Annotated in this window: 17 protein-coding genes; 10 read left to right on the top strand and 7 right to left on the bottom strand. The window is 67.0% G+C overall.

What is annotated here, in order from left to right; translation table 11 throughout:
- The first annotated feature begins 7 nt into the window (after positions 1 to 7).
- From CXZ05_RS02505 to CXZ05_RS02480, 6 genes are read left to right on the top strand one after another with little or no spacing between them, the layout of a single operon-like run.
- Positions 8 to 820: a glycosyltransferase gene (locus CXZ05_RS02505; RefSeq protein WP_102971049.1), complete on the top strand. Its 813-nt coding sequence runs from the start codon at positions 8 to 10 to the stop codon at positions 818 to 820.
- On the top strand, positions 817 to 2,100 hold the full coding sequence (locus CXZ05_RS02500; protein WP_102971048.1) for a lipopolysaccharide biosynthesis protein: 1,284 nt from the start codon (positions 817 to 819) through the stop codon (positions 2,098 to 2,100). The genes CXZ05_RS02505 and CXZ05_RS02500 overlap by 4 nt, the downstream gene beginning before the upstream one ends.
- Positions 2,097 to 3,950, top strand: a complete 1,854-nt coding sequence (locus CXZ05_RS02495; RefSeq protein WP_102971047.1) for a glycosyltransferase — start codon at positions 2,097 to 2,099, stop codon at positions 3,948 to 3,950. Before CXZ05_RS02500 ends, CXZ05_RS02495 begins: the two co-directional genes overlap by 4 nt.
- Positions 3,947 to 4,288 carry a hypothetical protein gene (locus CXZ05_RS02490; RefSeq protein WP_102971046.1) on the top strand — a complete coding sequence of 114 codons (342 nt, stop codon included), beginning with the start codon at positions 3,947 to 3,949 and terminating at the stop codon, positions 4,286 to 4,288. The genes CXZ05_RS02495 and CXZ05_RS02490 overlap by 4 nt, the downstream gene beginning before the upstream one ends.
- Positions 4,285 to 4,491 (top strand): hypothetical protein, encoded by a 207-nt coding sequence (locus CXZ05_RS02485; RefSeq protein ID WP_102971045.1) that lies wholly within the window; start codon positions 4,285 to 4,287, stop codon positions 4,489 to 4,491. Before CXZ05_RS02490 ends, CXZ05_RS02485 begins: the two co-directional genes overlap by 4 nt.
- Positions 4,488 to 5,540, top strand: coding sequence for a hypothetical protein (locus CXZ05_RS02480; RefSeq protein ID WP_102971044.1), 1,053 nt, complete (start codon positions 4,488 to 4,490; stop codon positions 5,538 to 5,540). Before CXZ05_RS02485 ends, CXZ05_RS02480 begins: the two co-directional genes overlap by 4 nt.
- Positions 5,541 to 5,651: 111 nt before the next feature.
- On the opposite strand, the gene CXZ05_RS02475 is transcribed toward CXZ05_RS02480, so the two are convergent.
- The 4 genes from CXZ05_RS02475 to CXZ05_RS02460 all read right to left on the bottom strand — a co-directional run bounded on the left by CXZ05_RS02475 (position 5,652) and on the right by CXZ05_RS02460 (position 10,772).
- Positions 5,652 to 7,757 (bottom strand): glycosyltransferase, encoded by a 2,106-nt coding sequence (locus tag CXZ05_RS02475; protein WP_102971043.1) that lies wholly within the window; start codon positions 7,755 to 7,757, stop codon positions 5,652 to 5,654.
- 1 nt (position 7,758) lies between these two features.
- The gene (locus CXZ05_RS02470; RefSeq protein ID WP_102971042.1) at positions 7,759 to 8,859 is read right to left on the bottom strand and encodes a hypothetical protein; all 1,101 of its coding nucleotides are present in this window, start codon (positions 8,857 to 8,859) and stop codon (positions 7,759 to 7,761) included.
- A gap of 61 nt (positions 8,860 to 8,920) precedes the next feature.
- The gene (locus CXZ05_RS02465) at positions 8,921 to 9,919 is read right to left on the bottom strand and encodes a glycosyltransferase (RefSeq protein WP_102971041.1); all 999 of its coding nucleotides are present in this window, start codon (positions 9,917 to 9,919) and stop codon (positions 8,921 to 8,923) included.
- Position 9,920: 1 nt separating this feature from the next.
- The gene (locus tag CXZ05_RS02460) at positions 9,921 to 10,772 is read right to left on the bottom strand and encodes a glycosyltransferase family 2 protein (protein WP_102971040.1); all 852 of its coding nucleotides are present in this window, start codon (positions 10,770 to 10,772) and stop codon (positions 9,921 to 9,923) included.
- A gap of 234 nt (positions 10,773 to 11,006) precedes the next feature.
- On the opposite strand from CXZ05_RS02460, the gene CXZ05_RS02455 reads away from it, so the two are divergent.
- Positions 11,007 to 12,104 carry a glycoside hydrolase family 16 protein gene (locus CXZ05_RS02455; RefSeq protein WP_258006411.1) on the top strand — a complete coding sequence of 366 codons (1,098 nt, stop codon included), beginning with the start codon at positions 11,007 to 11,009 and terminating at the stop codon, positions 12,102 to 12,104.
- Positions 12,105 to 12,123: 19 nt separating this feature from the next.
- Here the strand turns inward: CXZ05_RS02455 and CXZ05_RS02450 are convergent, their stop codons facing one another.
- Positions 12,124 to 12,984 carry a metallophosphoesterase gene (locus CXZ05_RS02450; RefSeq protein WP_102971039.1) on the bottom strand — a complete coding sequence of 287 codons (861 nt, stop codon included), beginning with the start codon at positions 12,982 to 12,984 and terminating at the stop codon, positions 12,124 to 12,126.
- Between the two features lie 508 nt (positions 12,985 to 13,492).
- Between CXZ05_RS02450 and CXZ05_RS02440 the strand changes: the two genes are divergently transcribed.
- A complete protein-coding gene (locus CXZ05_RS02440; RefSeq protein ID WP_180987234.1) occupies positions 13,493 to 14,290 on the top strand; it encodes a trypsin-like serine protease in 798 nt (265 codons plus the stop codon).
- 3 nt (positions 14,291 to 14,293) lie between these two features.
- Here CXZ05_RS02440 and CXZ05_RS02435 read toward each other — a convergent pair whose 3' ends face one another.
- Positions 14,294 to 14,629, bottom strand: a complete 336-nt coding sequence (locus tag CXZ05_RS02435) for a YciI family protein (RefSeq protein WP_102971037.1) — start codon at positions 14,627 to 14,629, stop codon at positions 14,294 to 14,296.
- Positions 14,630 to 14,920: 291 nt separating this feature from the next.
- On the opposite strand from CXZ05_RS02435, the gene clpB reads away from it, so the two are divergent.
- Positions 14,921 to 17,578, top strand: coding sequence for an ATP-dependent chaperone ClpB (clpB, locus tag CXZ05_RS02430; protein ID WP_102971036.1), 2,658 nt, complete (start codon positions 14,921 to 14,923; stop codon positions 17,576 to 17,578).
- Between the two features lie 46 nt (positions 17,579 to 17,624).
- Here the strand turns inward: clpB and CXZ05_RS02425 are convergent, their stop codons facing one another.
- Complete coding sequence (locus CXZ05_RS02425) at positions 17,625 to 18,338, bottom strand: septum formation family protein (RefSeq protein ID WP_102971035.1); 714 nt, start codon at positions 18,336 to 18,338, stop codon at positions 17,625 to 17,627.
- Positions 18,339 to 18,665: 327 nt separating this feature from the next.
- Between CXZ05_RS02425 and CXZ05_RS02420 the strand changes: the two genes are divergently transcribed.
- Positions 18,666 to 18,899, top strand: coding sequence for a DUF3073 domain-containing protein (locus CXZ05_RS02420; protein ID WP_003803040.1), 234 nt, complete (start codon positions 18,666 to 18,668; stop codon positions 18,897 to 18,899).
- Positions 18,900 to 19,042: the final 143 nt, after the last annotated feature.

The following is a 19,042-nucleotide window of genomic DNA, read 5'->3' as shown; positions in this document are numbered from 1 at the left end:
GGGCACCGTGGATCACAGCACTGCCGATGTCACCGCTGTCGTTCCGGCCCGCAATGCGGAGCGCATGCTCCCGCGCTGTCTGGAGGCCCTGCGCCAATCGGGTGTTGCCGAAATCATCGTGGTGGACGGCTGCTCCACCGACCGCACCGTCGCCCTCGCCCACGAGTTCGGTGCCCGGGTCCTGAGTGACGAGGGCCGCGGTCTGCCATGGGCTCGAACGCTCGGTGTACGGAACAGCAGCACCCGCTGGGTCCTGCTCGTCGACACCGACGTCGTGTTCGGGCCCACGGGGGTCGCCGACCTGCTCACGGAGCTGGTCGAAGACGGCTATGACGCCCTTCAGGCCGGTCTGGAGAGTGTCGGTGGACCAGGCTACTGGGGGCAGGCGCTGGCGCATCACCATCGCACGGGCCGCAGCCGCAACTGGTTCGGGCTCGTGGCGACTGTCGTCGACCGGGACCTGATGCTGGGCGTGGGTTTCGACGACTCGTTCAAATCGGGTGAGGACATCGAGCTGCGCTGGCGGATGCGCCAGTCAGGAATGCGTACGGCGGTCTCACGCCGGGTCGTCGTCGAACATCGTTTCGCCGCCGACGACTTTGATTTCGCGCTAGACCAGTTCCTCATGGATGGAACGGGACTGGGACGGATGATCCGCAAGCACGGCTGGCGCGGTGCGAGGTTGGCGCTGCTGCCCGCCGCCGCGGCAGTGCGGGGAAGCGCCTTGAGCCTCGCCAAGGGCCAGCCCCGGTGGCTGCGCTATTACGCTGCCTTCTGCTGGTGCAACTATGTGGGCCTGGCGAGAGGTCTCTCGTCGTGAGGGCCAAGGCGGGGGCCGCTGTCACGGATGCCACGCCCGTCCGGCACTCCGCCCTGCGCAGCTCGCTCGGTCTCGTCGCGGGCAAGGCCGCCCAGACCGGAGCGGGCTTCGCCTTCTGGATCGTGGCCGCGCGCGCGACGTCCGACCGTGAAGTCGGGCTGACTACTGCCGCGGTCTCGGCCGTGATGATCTGCACGCAGCTCGCGGTGCTGGGCGCCGGGTCGGCCGTGATCGTCGCGGTAGGCCGAGGGGAGGCTCCGGCGCGGGTTCTGGATGCCGCGTTCGCCATCGTGGGGGTAGCCGGCACCATTCTGTCCATCGGCTACCTCGCACTGCAGTCGGCCGTGGCGCCGGACACCGCATCCGTATCGGTTCTCTTCTGGCTCACCTTCATCGTGGCTGCCGTCACCGGCACCCTGGTCATTGTGCTGGACCAGGCACTCGTAGCGTTGGGACGCGGTGCCAGCGCGACCTCAAGGTACGTTCTGGGCGGAACGGTCTCACTCGCGGCCGCAGGGACAGTGGCCCTGTGGGCGCACGGCGCCCCCGACGACGTGCTGCTGGCCTGCTGGACCCTGGGGTCTGCTGTGGCGTGCGTCGTCGGGGCGGTCCAGCTGCGAAAACTGGTCGGCTACCGGCCGCGGCCTTCCCTCCGCCTGGCGCGGGGCCGGTCGCTGCTGGCGCTGGGCTTTCCGAACCAGCTCCTCACTCTCACCGAACGCACTCCGGGACTGGTGCTGCCGCTCCTGCTCGCACACATGGTGGCGCCGGAGGCCGCCGCCTACTGGTATCCCGCATGGATGATGGCCTGGGCCGCCTACTCCGCTCCGATGCTGATGGGCATCGTGCAGTTCTCCGAGAGCGTCCGCGACGCGGACCGCCTTAAGTCGACGACGTGGGCGAGTCTCCGCTTGTCGCTCGCCGTAGGAGGTCTGGCTGCCGTCGTCCTCGTCGTCTTCGCCCACCCGCTGCTCAGCCTTCTGGGGGAGCGGTACGCCGAGTCGTCCGCGGGCGCTCTGCGGTGGTTGGCCGCCGGCCTGGTGCCCTATGCGGTTCTGCAGGCCTATAACGCCGTTTGCCGGGCCCGTGGCCGCTACGCGGAGGCGATCGTGGTCGGCATGACGCTGGGAATCGCTCTTTGCGTTTCAGCGCTCTCGGCCGCTGAGAGAGGCGCCAGCGCCATGGCCCTTGCGTGGCTGGTGGTGCTCTCCATTGGGGCCGCGGCCGTCGGCCTCCGGCTGCTCGCCGTGCTCCGGCACATTAGGAAGGACATACGATGACTGGCACACTCGAAGCGACCACCCGTACCAAGGAACGCTGGAAGTCCCGTGACGTGTGGTGCGGTCTGGCAGGTGCCGTGTCGCTGGCGCTTGCCGCGGGGGCCGCCTCCACGGTGGCCGTGCCCGTGAACAGCGACCTGGGGCTCGTCGCCGTGCTGCCCTTTCCGTTCTGGGTTGGGGTCGTGCTTCTGAACGTCGCCTTCGTCGTGGCGCTGCGGGGGGATGCCGCAGGCCCGGCGCGCCGCCCGGTCATGATTTGGCTCACCGTTGTGCTCGTGCTGGTGCTCTTCGGGACCGCCGCCTTCGCGACGGATGTGCCGCGGGGTGAGATCGCGTTCCGTCATCTCGGCATCGCCGACGCCCTCTCGCACACCCAGGGGATCGACCCGGACATCGACGGGTACTTCAACTGGCCGGGTTTCTTCGCCCTCCTGGCCACGGTGCTCCAGGCGACCGGTCTCGACCCCGTGGCCCTTGCCCTGTGGGCGCCGGTGCTCAACATGGGTCTGTGGCTCGCTGCCCTGGCCGTGCTGACGGGCTACCTGACGCGGGATCCGCGACGGCGCTGGCTCGCGCTCTGGCTCTTCTGCCTCGGCAACTGGCAGGACCAGGACTACCTGTCTCCCCAGGCCTTCGGCTTCTTCCTGCACCTCGTCGTGATCGCGCTGCTCCTCGGCCCGTTGGCCGCGCGGGCCCCCCAATTCCGCGGCTTCCGGCGCGCGGACCTGGCGGCGTGGTGGCGAGGCCGGTCGCCCGCCGAACCCCGGCCGGGGTACCGGGTGGGCGCCCTCGTGATAGCCCTCTTGCTCATCATTGTCATCGGCGCGAGCCATCAGCTGACGCCGTTCATGCTGCTCATCGGTGTCACCGCTCTCACCCTGAGCGGACGTGTGTGGCCCAGCAGGCTGCCTCTGATCACCATAGTCATCCTGTCGCTGTGGCTCGCCTACCCCGCGAGTGCATACCTTTCCGGGCACCCACCCCTGGCCGACGCTGGGCTGGAGGCGGCGACCGAGGCGAACGTCCTCGACCGCGTGCGCGGGACCGACGGGCACGTGCTCGTGGTGCAGATCCGGGCCGTTCTCACCCTTGTGCTCTGGGGGCTCGCCGCCGCCGGTGCCTGGCGCGACTGGCGCAGAGGGCGTCTCGATATCCGGGTAGTACTGCTCGCCGTCTCCCCACTGCTGCTCTTCCCCGCCCAGGTGTACGGCGGGGAGATGCTCATCCGCGTCTCACTGTTCGCGCTGCCCTTCATCGCGCTGCAGGCGTGCTCGATCCTGCTTCCCACGGACGGCAGCAAACTTTCTACGGACGGCAGCAGACTTCCCGCCGCCGGCAGCAAACGCCGCTCCTACCTTCCCGCCGTCGGCAGCAAACGCCGCTCCTACCTTGCCGCGGGAGGCCTCGCGCTCACCTGCGTCCTGCTGGCCGCGATGACTGTGACGGGCCGGTTCGGAAACGCCCGGTATGACGTGTTCACTCATGATGAGATCGACGCCGTCGCCGCCATGCAGCGTCTCGCACCCCCCGGCTCGGCGATCATCTCGGCTGCCCACCCGACCCCGTGGCGGAGTGAGAACTACCTCGATCACCGGTCCCGGACGATTGACGACCTGTGCCGGTCCGACTTGTCGACGGCGAGATGCGGCCCACTCGTTTACGACTACGCCCGGAGCAGCGCTGCCGGTGCCGTCCTGCTGATCACGCGCTCGTCGGAGGCGAGCCTTGTGCTCCAGGGCGTCCCTGGCGCCGGCGGCTTCTCCGAGCTGGAGAAGTGGCTAGGCACGCAGAACGGCGTGGAACTTATGTTCAGCAACGTTGACGCACGCGTGTACCGGGTGACGCCATGAACATCGGAAGCATCAGCCGGCTCACCCTGGCGCTCGGTCTCTCGGCCGTCGCGCTGTCGCTAATTACGCTCGTCGGGCTGCCGACACCACTGCAGACGATCGCCGCGATAGCCGTTCTCGTCCTGCTCCCCGGGCATGCACTGGCCCGACTCACACAGGTGACCGACCTCGCGCTGGGCGCGCTGCTCGTCCTGGCGCTCGGCCTCGCCGCGCTCACGGCAGTGTCCACGGCGATGTTCTACCTCGCTGTGTGGTCGTGGCAGGCGTGCGTCGTCTCGATGGGCGTCATCACCGTCCTAGCGTGCATGGCACGCGCACGGCAGGAGGCAACATCATGACCATCGAACTCGCGGGACTATTCGCGGCTGCCGCCCTGCTCGTGACCCTCGTGGCGCTCGAGGTGCGACGCACGGTCCCGGACACCGGGCAGCCCACACGCCAGAGGCTCCTCAGCCGAAAGGTCAGCCGCTGGGCCGTCGCCGCCATGTGGACGCTGTACCTGTTGCTCTTCCTTCCACGCGTGCTGGGACTGCTCGCGTGAGCAGTCCCGCGCAGTGGTGGCTCCTCAGCGACCTCCACCTGGGCGTGTCGGATGACGACCCGCGGTGCCCCGGCAGAGTTTTGCCCGAGTTCCTGCGCCGCAAGGTGCTCGCAGCCTCGGGTCCGCAGCAGCACGTCGCCTTCGTCGGTGACACGTTCGAGCTGGCCGGGTTCACGGAGGACGAGAGCCTGGCCCGGCTCGAGTCCATCCTCGCCCGCCACCCAGACACGTTCTCAGCGATGAAGGCGTGTGCGGCTCGCGGCGTGCAGCTGCACTTCGTGTGCGGCAACCACGACGTGGAGCTGGCCCGGCCCTCGGTTGCCGCCCGCCTGTCGGGGCTGCTGTCACCCGCCGAACCGACGCGGGTCCGGGTGTACCCGTGGTTCCTGCACGTGCCCCATGTGCTCGTGGCCGAGCACGGTCACCATCACCACGCGCTGCATCGGATACCCGAGGTGCTCCGCTCGGCAATTAACGGCACCGACGAGTTGGACCTGCCACCGCTCGCTGCATGGAACGCCCTTCCGTCGAGGTCACGCCTGAGCCGCGCCGGGGCCGTTGCCCGGGCCTGCCTGGCGTCCGAGCGGGCGGAACGCCGTGTCCGGGAGCCCGCCTACGACGAGCTGTTGCAGGCCGAGTCACAGCGGCTCGCGCTTGACGGGGTGGCCGTGCGGGACCTGGCGCGCCTGTCCCGGTTCCGGACGGTGTCGGCACTCCCGGTCGCCGCGACCCGCATGGTGCTCGCGGCCGCCGGGCGCAGAGTCACTGGCGAGGAGGCTCCCGCTGCAGCCGGCCGGGTTGCACGTACGCTCGAGGAGCACGGTTGCGGGGTGGCCTGGTACGTCTCGGGCCACACCCACCGGGCCCTCGAGTCGGCCCTCGAGGCGAGCCCCACCCGGTACGTCAACACCGGCACATGGGGTTCGGACGTCCGCGGTAGCGGACCTGACCAGTCGGACCGTCGGGCGTTCCCGTACGCCGTGGTCGACGTCGCCCGCGACGGCGTCATCAGCGGCGGGCTGCGGTACTGGCGTCCGGACGGTGGCTGAGCCGTAAACCCGTGTCAGCGCACCGCCGGGGCAGGCCCAAATGCTTGAGGGGGCCGCGAACAGCCGGTTGGATCAAGCCGGGTCAGGACCCTTGCCAGAAACCTCGTGTGGTCAGAAACCTCGTGCACCGCTTGCTGCCGGTGTGTTCGGCCCAGCTGCTGGAAGCGTTGCGGGCGTCAGTTTCCTGAGTCGCCAGATGGCAATCAGAGCCGCGGATGCCTGGGCGGCGGACCAGAGCGCTGCGACGCCGAGGAGGCCGAATTCGCGGGCACCAAGCGAGGCTGGCCCGACGACAAGGACGGCAGCGAGGACAGCTACGGCCGTCGCCTCGGCGAGGCGGCCTTGCGCCCGGCACAGACCGAAGTAAACCTGAGTTACGCAGCCCAGCAGCAACGCTGGCACCAGGACAGGAAGCAGGATGGCGGTCGCCGCGTACTCCGGGCCAAGGAAGCCGAGAAGGTAGGGGCCAGCTATGAGCAACATCGTTCCGGCGACGAATGTGAGGGCAAGGCTGGTCTTGAGCGCGGAGGAAACCAGCCCAGGCCTTGACCTGCCTCCGGCCAGCGCGGTCTGCAGGGAGAACCCGGAAGACTGAGGAAAGAAGAAGACCGCCGAAGCCATCATCCAGGCCATGTACCAGGACGCGGTTGCGGCGGGGCCGAGGGTAGCGGCCACGATCAGTGGAAGGAGGTAGCGGGGGGCGCGATCTGAGAGCATCAGCGCATGGTTCGGCAGGCCCGGCTTCAGCAGCCGCAGGGCCGGTCTGACCCGTAGCCCGTGCTTCCAGTCCGGTGACACCCCGGCACGATTGAGCTGGCGCAGCCCGAGGACCACACTGGCCAGGGCACCGGCGCCCACTGCCCCCACCACCACTGCCACTTCCCGAACGCCGGCGGCCATGGCAAAGGCCAGCACAGCCAGTTGCACCAGGCTCTGGGTCAGGCTCCTGACCAGTGCGCGGTCGGAGCGTTCCTGCGCTACGCCGACGTGGTCCAGCTGGTACGCGACCGCGGCGAACAGTGCCGTCGCGGTGAACATCCCGGTTATGACGGGATCGTTCCAGGCCAAGCCCACGCCAGACCCCAGACCGTAGGTCACCGCCGCCACTGCACCGGACAACACGACTGTGGAAACTCCGACGGTGAGGAGGCTGCTGGCAATCAGCCGGCGGCCGCCGTCGGACTGTTCGGGGAGCAGGGTAAGCGTGGCCGGTCCGACCCCCAGCATCCCGAGATGCACGGTCAGGAGGGCCGCGGCCACCACCGAAGAACCCATCCCGAGCTGCGCGGGCGGCAGCATGATCGCCGCCGTCGCCCAGAAGAGGAAACCGGTGGCCATTGGGGCCACCCGGGCGGCGGTCAGCCAGGCGGCGTTCCCGCCCACGGAAAGGCCGGTGCCGGGCGGACGTAAGAGCTCGCCGAACATCGACCTGTAGTTGTACACGAGGAAGCAGGCCCAGTACGCAAGGAACCGGGGCGCGTGCAGCAGCGACAGGCCGGCGCCGCGGATGGTGGCCAGCAGCGGCAACCCCATAAGCCAGCCGGCGCGGCCTGGGTGCTTGCGGACCGTGCGGGCCAGCTTGGCGCCGTCCTGGAGCCACTGGTCGCGGGCGGCGCCGAACGTGTCCATGAACCGGTGCCGCACCGCAGTGGTGCTGGAAACACCAAGCCGGTAGCCCGCCTCTTCAAGCCTGATCCTCAGCTCGATGTCCTCGCCGGAGCGGAAGGTGTCATCGAACGCCACGGACAGCAGGACTTTCCTTCGCATGAGGGTGGCGCTCACGCCGAACCCCGGGCGTACCCGGCTGTGGATGTGGTGCCAGGCCAGGGCCGCACCCCAGTATCCGGGTCCGTCCGCCTCGCTGACCAGACCGAACTGCAGCCCGTCGTAGCCGCAGGCCTTGAACTCGTCCACGAGGCCGCCCAAGGCGCCCGGCGAAAGGACGACGTCGGCGTCGATCAGTGCTACGAGGTCGGAGCAGGCGTTCTCGACACCCAGCATCCGCGCTGCGGGCAACCCGCGGCCCTCGTCCGAGATGACGCGGGCGCCCATGGACCGTGCGATCTCCACCGTGTTGTCCGTAGAGCAGCCGTCCACCACGATGATCTCGCGCGGTCTCTCGGCACGGATCGATTCCAGGCATTCGCCCAGCCAGCGCGCCGCATTCCGCGCGGGAACCACCACGGACACTTCGAGGTCGCTGACATGGGCACCCAAGTCACTCCTCCAGCTTGGAGCTGATCAGGCCAGCCACATAGTCCGATGTCCGGTCGGCGGACCAGGAGGCGGGAATTCTGAGCAGGGAGCACGGCACGTCCTCGAGGGCGCGGCGTACCACGGCGGCCTTCTGGCTGAAAAATTCTTCCAGCGGAACCAAGCCCGTCGCGCCAAGGGCCTCGATCAGCCGCCGTGACACCACCGGGAGCTCGGAGTGGAAGTTCCCGACGATGCGGGAGGTCATCCACTCGCGGCTGCGTGTCTCCAGCCGGGCTTCGGAACCGTCGTAGCGTTCCAGGAAGATGGCCAGCCGGGTAAGCGCCGCCGATGAGATGCCGTCCTGTCCGAACACCAGCTCCGGATGGACCATGCGGTGCTCCGGGGACCATCGGCGGGTGAAGGCGGCGGTCTTCGGATAGCGGACGATCACCGGATGGACAGTCGTGGCAAGGTGGGCCACCGTGTTCGTCAACCAGCCGGGAGCCAAAGGCTTACGGGCGCCGCTGAACACCTCGGGATAGATCCTGCGGTGGTGCGGCTTGAGGAACATCGGTTTCGCATAGCCCATGAGCATGCTGTCGGCATCCAGGAACGCCCAGTCGTCGGCCATGAACCGCACACCGGGCATGGCCGTAAGCTTCGCGACCGTGCTGGTCTTGCCGACGCCGCCCCACGCCGGAAGCAGGACTCCGGAGCCCCGGAAGTCCACCACCGCCGCATGGATCATGGCGGCGTTCTGCCTGATGCAGAGCCGGTCAAGCAGGGGGATGACGGCCGTCAGCAGCTCGCCTCGGCCCTGGATCGAGTAACCATCCCGGGTTTCCTGTACCTGGACGCGGTCCGCCGGGATATGGAGCGACTCCGGCGTAAACCGGAAGGCATCCTCTGCGTGCGACTGTTCCGCCACGTCCGCCGTTTCCGCGCTAACATGCAGGCGGAGCGGTGCCCGGGACGGTCCCAGGAACGGAGCGAGCATGTCCCGCAGCTGTGCTTCGCCAGGCGTGCCGGGGGCCACATCGATGCCCACGAGGCCGTGGACATCGAAGCTGGCGCCGGTGGACGGGAGCGAGTCCCTCAGGACGTTTTTTTCCGACTGACTCATGCTTCCGGCCCTCCAGCGGTCTCGATGATTCGGGCAAAGCTGCCCTGCGGGTACATCCGGATCATTTGACTTCCCTCCAGTTGGCGTGGGACTCGTGCGGCTCGAGGCCCCCGCCACTGGGATCAAGGGGCAGGCGGCGTCCCCGGATGTACCCGCAAGTAGTTACGGCCAGCACGGCCAGGATGGACCCAGCCCGGCGCAGACCGGCGGGGTCCGTTCCCCGGATGCTGCCCAGAATGCCGGCGGCCACGGCCCGGGGCAGCACGCCGCGGACGTACCGGCGTTCGGGCCCCAGGGCGCGCTTGTGGCCGACGATCTTGCTGACCAGGGCTTTTGATATCCCCTCAGACCAGCCGCGCCGCAGCATGTAGTTCAGCGTGCCCCGCTGCGCGGGGACGTAATGGAACACCTGCGCCGCCGGTTCGTACACCACGCGGCCACCCGGCGAACCTATGGCAGCGCGGATGCAGATTTCCGTCTCCTCGCAGCCCAAAGGCAGCGAGTTCTGCCGGCCCAGGGAGGTGTTGAAACCACCCACCATCTGGATAACCTGGGAACGGAAGGACATATTGGCGCCGATGACGTTGCGGACCTCGGCCGCCACCTTGGGCATGCCGCGGTGCGTGCAGCCGACGATCCAGTCCAGCTCCTCGCCGAAATAGGCCGGCCGGCTTGTTTCCCATTCCGGCACGACCCGTCCGCCCACGGCGAGCACATCGGGGTCGTCGTAGAGGGCCGTCAGCCGCTCCAGCCAGTCCGGGGCCGCCACTGCATCGTCATCGAGGAAGGCAACGACGCCGGCCGTTGCCGCCGCGGCACCCGTGTTCCGTGCTCCGGAGAGGCCTTTGGGGCCGGTGTTCTCCAGGAGCACGACATCATCAACCGAGAAGATGAGCCGCTTGTACAGGTCAACGTTGTAGTCGACCACCACGATGGTCTGCTGGGGCGGCACCGTTTGTGCGCGGACGGATTCGACGGCGGCCATCAGCCGGTCCCACCGGTCTTCCGTGTAGGAGCAGATCACCACCGAAACGGCCGGAAGACCTTCAGCGTGGTTCACGTTAATCACCTGCTATCAAGCCAAGGACGGTTGCCGGATCCGTCGGAATGTGGGGGAGGGAGATGCTGGGGTACCTGTATTTCACGCGCCTGAGCGACTCCGGCCGGGCGCCGGCCGTGGGTGCTTCCCAGCCCACGCATTCACGGGCCAGTGTCCTCAGGACGCGCCACCCGTCGCGGAATGTATGCAGGTTGGAATTGCCGGAAATGCGGTTGAGTTCGTTGCTGGGCACCTCGGCGATCCGCAGGCCAGCCCTGGACGCGCGGACGATCAGCTCGGTCTCGATTTCGAACCCTTCCGACTCCAGTTCGAGGATCTGCACGCACTCCCGCCGCATGGCGATGTAGCCGTAGCACAGGTCGGAATAGTTGCTATGGAGTACCACATTGGCCAAGCGCGTCAAGGCCCGGTTGCCGGCGCTGCGGAGCAGCGTGATGTCCTCGGATCCGCCACCGGTGACGTACCGGGAGCCCTTGACGAAGTCGAATTCATGCTGCAGCGGGGTGACGAACCAGCCGATTTCCTGCGGATCCATGCTCCCGTCGGCGTCCAGCATGACGATGATGTCTCCGGAGGCTGCAGCGAGCCCGGCCCGTACGGCGAAACCCTTGCCCGCGTGGGTCTCCGAGACCACCACCACGTCGAGGCGCAGGGCACGGGCGACGTCGACTGTGCTGTCCAGTGAGCGGCCGTCGACGATCACCACTTCGTCCACGTAGGAGGGCATCCGGCGCAGAACCCACGGGAGATTCATGGCTTCGTTCAGCGTGGGAATCACCACGCTGATGGAGGCCAGAGGAACCGGCGCCGGACTTGGTGCATGAACAGTCGAAACTTGTATGGGGATGGTCACTAGCCTCACCACTCATTGGGGTCGTATGCCTATGCCCCTCCCGAGCAGCCTCCCCGGCTGGTTACGGGAAATCGAAGCGCCTGCTGCTGCGGTCCTGGCAACTTGCTTGCACTCCCCCTCGGAACATGTTCGGCTGAGTAGCCTGTAAAAAGCTTGGGATTCCTTGAAACAGCCCCAGTTTTGGGGGTCAGGGATCCCTTGGAATCCCCAAGGCCCAAATGCCATAGTTTCCCCATGGCCTCAACCCCAGCGCACGGTAACCACCAAAAACACCGCGTATGGCGGTTCGCCGCGCTCGCCGCGGTGGTGATGCTCACCGCGTGCGCTCCCGTGGCCAAGGAAGCGCAGCGGCTTCCGCTGGACCGGCTGCCCGAGACGCAACCCTCAGCGGTGAGGCCGTCCACCAAGGCACTGTCCCCGGCTACGGCCCCTCCAGTCAAGCCCTCTGCAGCGGCACCAACTGCAGCGGCACCGTCTGCAGTGCCACGGGCGGCAGCTGAACCTACTGCACCTGCGCCGGCCACGGCGGCTCCAACGGCGGGACGGCGGCCCACCCCCGGGACGCCGGTCCCTGCCGTCGACCCTGCGGTGCACAAGTTGCCTTTAGGCGATCTGCCCGGCTGGAAGCAGGTCTTCGTGGAGGACTTTAACCGCGGCGATGTGCCCATTGGCGCATTTCCCGGCCCGGCATACATTGATAAGTGGAGTGCCGGATACAAGGACGGGTGGCCCGATTCCGCGGGCCAGACCGGCCAACCTTCACGCTACTATCCATCCAAGGTCCTCAGTGTAAAAAACGGCATGCTGGACTGGTACCTGCACTCGGAGAACGGCATTTCGATGGGGGCAGCGCCTACTCCCAAGATTCCGAATGCCACCACCAACCCTCCCCGCGCCAACAGCCTCCTCTACGGCAGGTACTCCGTCCGGTTCAAGGCGGATCCACTGAAAGGCTTCAAGACAGCCTGGCTCCTGTGGCCGGACAGCAAGATGTGGCCCCGGGACGGAGAGATTGACTTCCCGGAAAGCGATCTGGCTACATCCTCGTTCTACGGAGCGGTGCACAAGATGGGCAAGGACCCGCGCGACACGGATGTCTTCTATGCCAATGCTTCGTTCACCTCCTGGCACGTCGCCACTATGGAGTGGTCCCCGGGAAAGGTCGAGTTCTTCCTTGATGGCCACTCGCTCGGAGCAGGCACTTCCCGGGTGCCGAATACCCCCATGCATTACATACTTCAAACGGAATCCTGCATGTTCAATGTGTGTCCCAAGCCTGAGACGGCAGGGCACCTCCACTTGGACTGGATCGCTATCTGGAAGCGCGCCTAGAGGGGTCGTGCCCGCCCGGCTATTTCCGGTCGATGCCGAAGTTGTCCGTAAAGGTGTACCCCTCCGCCGGGACAAACTTTGCTGCGAGCCGGTCAGCGGTGGCCGTCACGTCCAGTGTGCCGAGGGCGGCGTCGCGGTTACCCCCGGACCAGGTGGCAAAGTAGCGGGATTCCGAATCCTGGTCGTTGACGTCGTAGAGCCCCTTACCGCCGGTTCCGACTGTGGCGAAGACCGTTCCGGCGCCATGGACCATTGTGGCGTCCGAATCGGCGAGGCAGCCTTGGGAGAACGTGTCCGGCACCAGTGCCGGGCAATCCTGGCCCCGACGTATCTGGTGGCTCCGTTGGTAGATGTGATCGTGGGCGCTCAGGACCAGGTCTGCCTTCTTCTCGATGAGCATGTCCGTGAAGTCGGCTCCCGCCTGGCAAGCATATCTACCCACGCTGAGACAAGGAGTGTGCATGCCCACCACAGTCCAGGGGATGTTCTTGGACCTCGCGCCGTCCAACGCGGCTGCTGTCCAACGCCACCGCTCACTGCCCCGCGAATAGTCCAGGTTGTTTCCGTCATGGAATTTGATCCCCGGGGACACCAGGATGAAACGCACCAGCGGGTTCCGTTCCGGGTAGTCGGCGTACCACTGGATTCCGTACTCGCCCTGGAGCCCCGGCAGCTTGTTGGGCAGGCAGCTAACAATGTTGGCGATGTCGCCGTCATGGCCGTCGCTCTCGTGGTTGCCGGTGACCAGTTGGTAGGGAAAGTCCCCGCCCAGCTTGCCGGTGACCATGTCACAGAAATCCTGCTCGCGCCCTGCCTCGTAGGGGAAGTCCCCGAGGGCCAGGTTCAGCTCAGGCCGTAGGCCGCCGATCGTGTCAAGCACCTTCCTTGCCCCCGTGCCCAACCCGATGTCGCCCTGGGCCGTGAAGTGGACGGCGGCTTGCGCTGGGATGGAGGAGGACCCTGTGGCCGAGGAAGGCCCAGCCGGGGACGGGGGTTCCACTGGGCTGGGCGGCGCGGTTGCCTGCCCGGACGTAACGGGCGAAGCCGGCGTCCCTAACGGCGACGACGGGGGCGGGGGCGGACCCTGCTGGCAGGCGGTGAGCAGCAGCGCCAGTGAAAGTACGGTCGGAGCAACCCCGGACCATCTCCGCTGTTTCGACAGTCCAGTCATGATCCCTCACACCGCGGAATTGAGCCTGATGCCGCCGCAGGCTGGCGAACAGTAATTACTGTTAGAGCCTCAGGGTAATGCCCGCAGCGCCCCGAGGCCATGCTCCGCCGCTGGCGCCGGAGCGCAGTGACTTCGCTAGTAACGAATATGACAAATTTTGTCACTGCACGTACGCTCGCAGGCGGGCCTCTCGCACCTGACGCTAAGGAGTCGCACGTTGAAGATCCCGAAAATCCTGGCCATGGCAACGGCCAGCGCGGGCCTGCTGGCTCCCGTCCTCTGCGGCCCGCCGGCACAGGCCGCCGCGGTTAGGCAGGTGCCGGCCAAGGAAGTGCCGGCCCCCGGCGGTGACGGCACGTTGAGCAGGGACATCGCCGGTGGCAGCACCACCACAGTTTCAGCCGCCCCCTTCGCGGTGCAAGTTTCCTTCGACTCCGCAGGTGCCAACGTGGGGTGTGCCGGGAGCCAGATCGCCGCGAGCTGGGTCATTACGGCCAAGCACTGCAACTCCACGAGCCTTAGGTCGGTCCGGCTAGGCACGGGCTACCTCGGAACCGGAGGGGCCGTCCGTTCGGTTGCCGCGCGCTACCCCGCTCCGGCCGGGGACGTCCTGTTGCTGAAACTGTCCACGCCGTACTACGGCTCCTACGTGGGCCTGTCCAGTTCCTTTCCTACCACCGGAACTCCCGCGAGGGTTTATGGCTGGGGCGATCAGTCCGAGGGGTCCGGCGCCATGTCTTACTACCTCAAAGCGGCGGACGTCTCCGTGGTGTGGCAGGGCGTGGACAACTACGGGGGTCCGTCTGTCCGGACGCGGTCGGAGAGCGGCCACACGCTCAGCGGCGACTCGGGCGGCCCGCTCATCGTGAACGGCAAACTTGCAGGGGTCCTGTCTTCGTCGGACATCCTGCCGGCCCCGAACCCCTCAAATTACACCGGTTACTACAATGACCACGCCTCCGTGGTCCGCAACCTGGCCTGGATCACCAGCGTCTCAGGGGTTCGGGGCTCCTAGCGGTTACATCCCGGGCAGGTCGAGGGTCTCGTATACCTGGATGCTCGCGCCGGGCATCATGAGGTGCGGGTGTCCCTCGAGGAGGGCCAGGGCGCCGTCCATGTCCTCGGCCTGCAGGATGCCGTATCCGCCAACGCTGGTGTTCGTGTCCGAGGTGCCCGACTGGCTGACCTCCTTGCCGGCTCCCAGGGGCAGGCCCATGTCCACGATGCCGCTGCCGGCCCGGGATGCCCACTCCATCCACGCTTTCATGCCCTCCTGCGCGGCCTCGGGGGAACTCTCCGCCATCTGGGATTGTGCCGACTGCGGTGCATTGTAAAGAACTACAAACTTCTTCATTGCCGGTCCTGTCTCTGGGGTAGTGGTCTTTTCTCTGGGGTAGTGGTCTTTGGCGTTGTGGACTGACGCTCTTGACGGCGGCCGTCTCCAGGGTTTGACCCTCGCAGCCACAGGTTGATCCTAGGGGGATTCGGCCTGCGGCGATACAGTTCAAGGGCCAGCGTTCACGGAAAATTCGCCCGACCACCAGAAGGCATTTCGCTGTGGGAAAACTTGGCTGTGAAGACCTGAAAAGCAAAGTTGAGCGTAGTAGACTCAACTCAGCTAAACCGTCTTCGAAAGGAGCTCTCTTTGGACGTCAAATTCACCACCAAGAGCCAGGAGGCTCTTTCGGCTGCCGCCATGAACGCCTCCACAGCCGGGAACCCGCAGGTGGAACCTGCCCACCTGCTCAAGGCACTGATGGATCAGCGGGAGGGTGTCGCCGTCGCACTCCTCCGCGCCACCGGAGCGGACCCGGACGCTGTCAGCGTCCAGGCCAGCACCGCCATCAAGGCACTGCCCGCCACGTCCGGAAGCTCGGTCCAGCAGGCCCAGCTCTCCAGGCCTTCCCTCCAGGCAATCCAGAACGCCCAGAACGAGGCGGACAAGCTGGGCGATTCCTTTGTTTCCACCGAGCACCTGCTGCTGGGGCTCTCTGCCGGAAGCGACGGCGTGGGCAGGCTGCTGCGCGACGCCGGCGCGTCGCATGAGGCGCTGGCGGCGGCCCTTCCGGGTGTCCGCGGCGACCGCAAAGTCAACTCGCCGGATCCCGAAAACACCTTCCAGGCCCTGGAGAAGTTCGGCACCGACCTCACCGCGGTGGCGCGTTCGGGGAAACTCGATCCGGTCATTGGCCGTGACAGTGAGATCCGGCGCGTCGTGCAGGTGCTCAGCCGCCGGACCAAGAACAACCCCGTGCTGATCGGCGAACCCGGCGTCGGCAAGACCGCCGTCGTCGAGGGCCTGGCCCAGCGGATGGTCGCCGGCGATGTGCCGGAGAGCCTTCGCGGCAAGACCCTGATCGCCCTTGACCTGGCCTCCATGGTGGCCGGCGCCAAGTACCGCGGCGAGTTTGAGGAGCGCCTCAAGGCCGTCCTTGAGGAGATCAAGAACTCCAACGGCCAGATTGTCACGTTCATCGATGAGCTGCACACCGTGGTGGGAGCCGGGGCCAGCGGCGAAAGCGCCATGGACGCCGGCAACATGCTCAAGCCCATGCTGGCCCGGGGTGAGCTGCGGCTGATCGGCGCCACCACCCTCGATGAGTACCGCGAAAACATCGAGAAGGACCCCGCCCTGGAGCGGCGCTTCCAGCAGGTTTACGTCGGGGAGCCCAGCGTCGACGACACCATCGGCATCCTCCGCGGCCTGAAGGAGCGGTACGAGGCCCACCACAAGGTTGCCATCGCCGACTCCGCGCTGGTGGCCGCCGCGACGCTCTCCAACCGCTACATTTCCGGCCGGCAACTGCCGGACAAGGCGATCGACCTCGTGGACGAGGCCGCCTCCCGGCTGCGGATGGAGATCGACTCCGCCCCGGAGGAGATCGACCAGCTGCGGCGTGCAGTCGACAGGCTCACCATGGAGGAGCTCGCCCTCCAGGGCGAGACGGACGCTGCGTCCGTGGAGCGCCTCGCCGCCCTGCGGGCCGACATGGCAGACAAGAAGGAGCAACTGGCCGGCCTGAACGCCCGCTGGGAGGCCGAGAAGGCCGGCCTGAACCGCGTGGGCGACCTGAAGGCAAAACTGGATGAGCTGCGGTCCACGGCGGACAAGGCGCAGCGCGAAGGTGACCTGGAGACAGCGTCCCGGATCCTCTACGGCGAGATCCCGGCCCTGGAACGCGAACTGAACGCCGCCGCCGAGGCCGAGGCTGCCGTCGCCGACAAGTCCGCCCTGATGGTGGCGGAGGACGTCACCGCCAACGACATCGCCGAGGTCATCGCGGCATGGACCGGCATTCCGGCCGGGCGCATGCTCCAAGGCGAAAGCCAGAAGCTGCTGCACATGGAGGGGGAACTCGGCAGGCGGCTGATCGGCCAGTCCAAGGCCGTCACCGCCGTGTCCGACGCGGTGCGCCGCGCACGGGCCGGCATTAGCGACCCCAACCGGCCCACTGGTTCGTTCCTGTTCCTCGGCCCCACCGGCGTCGGCAAAACCGAACTCGCCAAGGCGCTCGCGGACTTCCTGTTCGACGACGAGCGCGCCATGGTGCGGATCGACATGTCCGAGTACAGCGAGAAGCACTCCGTCGCGCGCCTCGTCGGCGCGCCTCCCGGCTACGTCGGCTACGAGGAGGGCGGCCAGCTCACCGAGGCCGTCCGCCGCCGGCCGTACTCCGTGGTGCTGCTGGACGAGGTGGAGAAGGCCCACCCCGAGGTGTTCGACATCCTGCTGCAGGTGCTCGACGACGGCCGCCTCACCGATGGCCAGGGCCGCACCGTGGACTTCCGCAATGTGATCCTGGTGCTCACCTCCAACCTGGGCAGCCAGTTCCTCGTGGACCCGACACTGGATGCGAACGCCAAGCGCAACGCAGTGATGGCCACGGTGAACGCTTCCTTCAAGCCCGAGTTCCTGAACCGGCTGGACGAGGTGGTGCTGTTCGATCCACTGTCCGTCGAGGAGCTCGCCCGGATCGTCGAGCTGCAGGTGGCGGAGCTGACAAAGCGCCTGCAGGAGCGGCGGCTCTCGCTCGAGGTCACCGAAGGGGCCCGCTCCTGGCTGGCGATGTCCGGCTTCGACCCGGCCTACGGCGCCCGGCCGCTGCGCCGCCTTGTGCAGCGCGAAATCGGCGACCGGCTGGCCAAGGCCATCCTGGCCGGTGAAATCTCCGACGGCGACACCGTCCTGGTGGACACCGCCGCCGATCTCGGGGAACTCACCGTCGAGGGTCTGGAAGCACTGTCGGGGCCCGACGGCGGCGCTCCCCTGGGCAGCGGGCTCACGGTCCGCCGCCGGGACTAGCAGCGGGGCTGGCCCGCTCCCTTGGTTCCGTTGGTTCCCTTCGGAGCTAGGGGAGCAGGCTTGCCTTGAGGATGTTGCCGGACGCGGTGACATAGCAGTCCACGCGGCGGTCGCCCTTGGCCCAGCTGGCGGTGCTGGGATATGCGAGGCGGTAGTTCAGGTTGTAGGCATTTGATTTCGCCGTCAGCGGCGCAGTCTGGCACATCTCCCTGGCCCTGGTCTTCATGGCGTCACGGCCCGGGTATCCGTCACCGTCGGCGTAGTGGGTGACCGCCACCAGCTGGGCAGAATGATCGCTGGTGCAGGCAACCACGGTGGACTTGGATGCCTCGGGGTCGAAGTCCTTGAGGCAGTCGCCCACCCGGAAATCCAGTGGACTCACGCTGGCAAGGGGCAGGCTGGGCCGGGGCGACGCGGCCGGAGGGCCGGGGGAGGGCACTGCCGCCGCGGCGCCGGGCCGGTTGGCCGCCTGCATGGTGGCGCCGGCAAGGAGTGACGTCAGGAGCCACACGAGCAGGCCGCCCACCACCAGCAGCGCAGCGACAAAACCGGACTTGAGCAGAGTTTGCCGGACCTCGGGCTGTGCGAGCCGGGCGATGAGCGGTCCGGCGAGGCTTCTGGGCAGGGCCCCATTGGGTTGCGTCTGTCTCAGTGCGGCCGATTTCGGCTCTGCCGCTTTGCGCTCTGCCGGTTCGGGTTGCACGGCGACGGCGCGGGCCGGCCCGCGTTCCCCGTCGTGGCTGGGATCATTGTCATTCATGTGGGGGCGGCACCCCTTCCTGGCGTTCGCTCGAGCGCTGGGTATCCGGCAAGATGCGTTTCCGCGATGTGGCCCAGGCGGCCGTTTGCCGGATTCCCATGGTCGCTTAATTCAGTCGTTCAGGAGACTCTATCGAACAAAAAATCCCTGTGAGCCCCGGATTGCCGCGGCGAAGCGGTCCACGGCGGTCTCTGGAGGCCTCCGTGGAGAGCAGATGCCGCCGAAAGCATGTAATCTAGGGGTACGACAAATTGACCAAACATTCCGGGGCCTCACCGATCGCCAAAGGTGACCACCTCCGGTCCAAGTACAAAAGGGGGTCACGCCATGGGGCGCGGCCGTCAAAAGGCAAAAGCTACCAAGCAGGCTCGGGACATCAAGTACTACTCCCCGAACACTGATTATTCGGCCCTACAGCGAGAGCTCACGGGTCCGGGAAGTCGTGCCACGAGCCATTTCGCGAATGAACCGGTCGAGCCGGACTATTCAGCCTACGTGGATAAGTACGCGGACGATTTGGATGAAGACGACGACGAGGTAGACAGCCGTCGTATCGGTTAGTCGTTCCCGCTGAACTGCCTTAAGGCAGTTGGCTGCGAGCCGCCGTCGTACACCATAGTTATCAGGCCCGTTGGGCACGCCGGTCGTTGGCGTGCCCAACGGGCCTTTGGCGTTGCCGCGCATGCCCCCTTGGGAACCCGCCC

The sequence above is a fragment of the Arthrobacter sp. AFG20 genome, from assembly GCF_002892795.1.
Taxonomy (GTDB): Bacteria; Actinomycetota; Actinomycetes; order Actinomycetales; family Micrococcaceae; genus Arthrobacter.
This window is presented reverse-complemented; position numbering and strand designations above follow the sequence as displayed.

What these genes read in the sequence shown, in the direction of transcription:
- CXZ05_RS02435 (WP_102971037.1), bottom strand. Translation starts at nt 14,629, where the DNA reads ATGAAGAAGTTTGTAGTTCTTTACAATGCACCGCAGTCGGCACAATCC.
- CXZ05_RS02425 (WP_102971035.1), bottom strand. Translation starts at nt 18,338, where the DNA reads ATGAATGACAATGATCCCAGCCACGACGGGGAACGCGGGCCGGCCCGC.
- CXZ05_RS02420 (WP_003803040.1), top strand. Translation starts at nt 18,666, where the DNA reads ATGGGGCGCGGCCGTCAAAAGGCAAAAGCTACCAAGCAGGCTCGGGAC.
- CXZ05_RS02495 (WP_102971047.1), top strand. Translation starts at nt 2,097, where the DNA reads ATGACTGGCACACTCGAAGCGACCACCCGTACCAAGGAACGCTGGAAG.
- CXZ05_RS02455 (WP_258006411.1), top strand. Translation starts at nt 11,007, where the DNA reads ATGGCCTCAACCCCAGCGCACGGTAACCACCAAAAACACCGCGTATGG.
- CXZ05_RS02485 (WP_102971045.1), top strand. Translation starts at nt 4,285, where the DNA reads ATGACCATCGAACTCGCGGGACTATTCGCGGCTGCCGCCCTGCTCGTG.
- CXZ05_RS02490 (WP_102971046.1), top strand. Translation starts at nt 3,947, where the DNA reads ATGAACATCGGAAGCATCAGCCGGCTCACCCTGGCGCTCGGTCTCTCG.
- CXZ05_RS02470 (WP_102971042.1), bottom strand. Translation starts at nt 8,859, where the DNA reads ATGAGTCAGTCGGAAAAAAACGTCCTGAGGGACTCGCTCCCGTCCACC.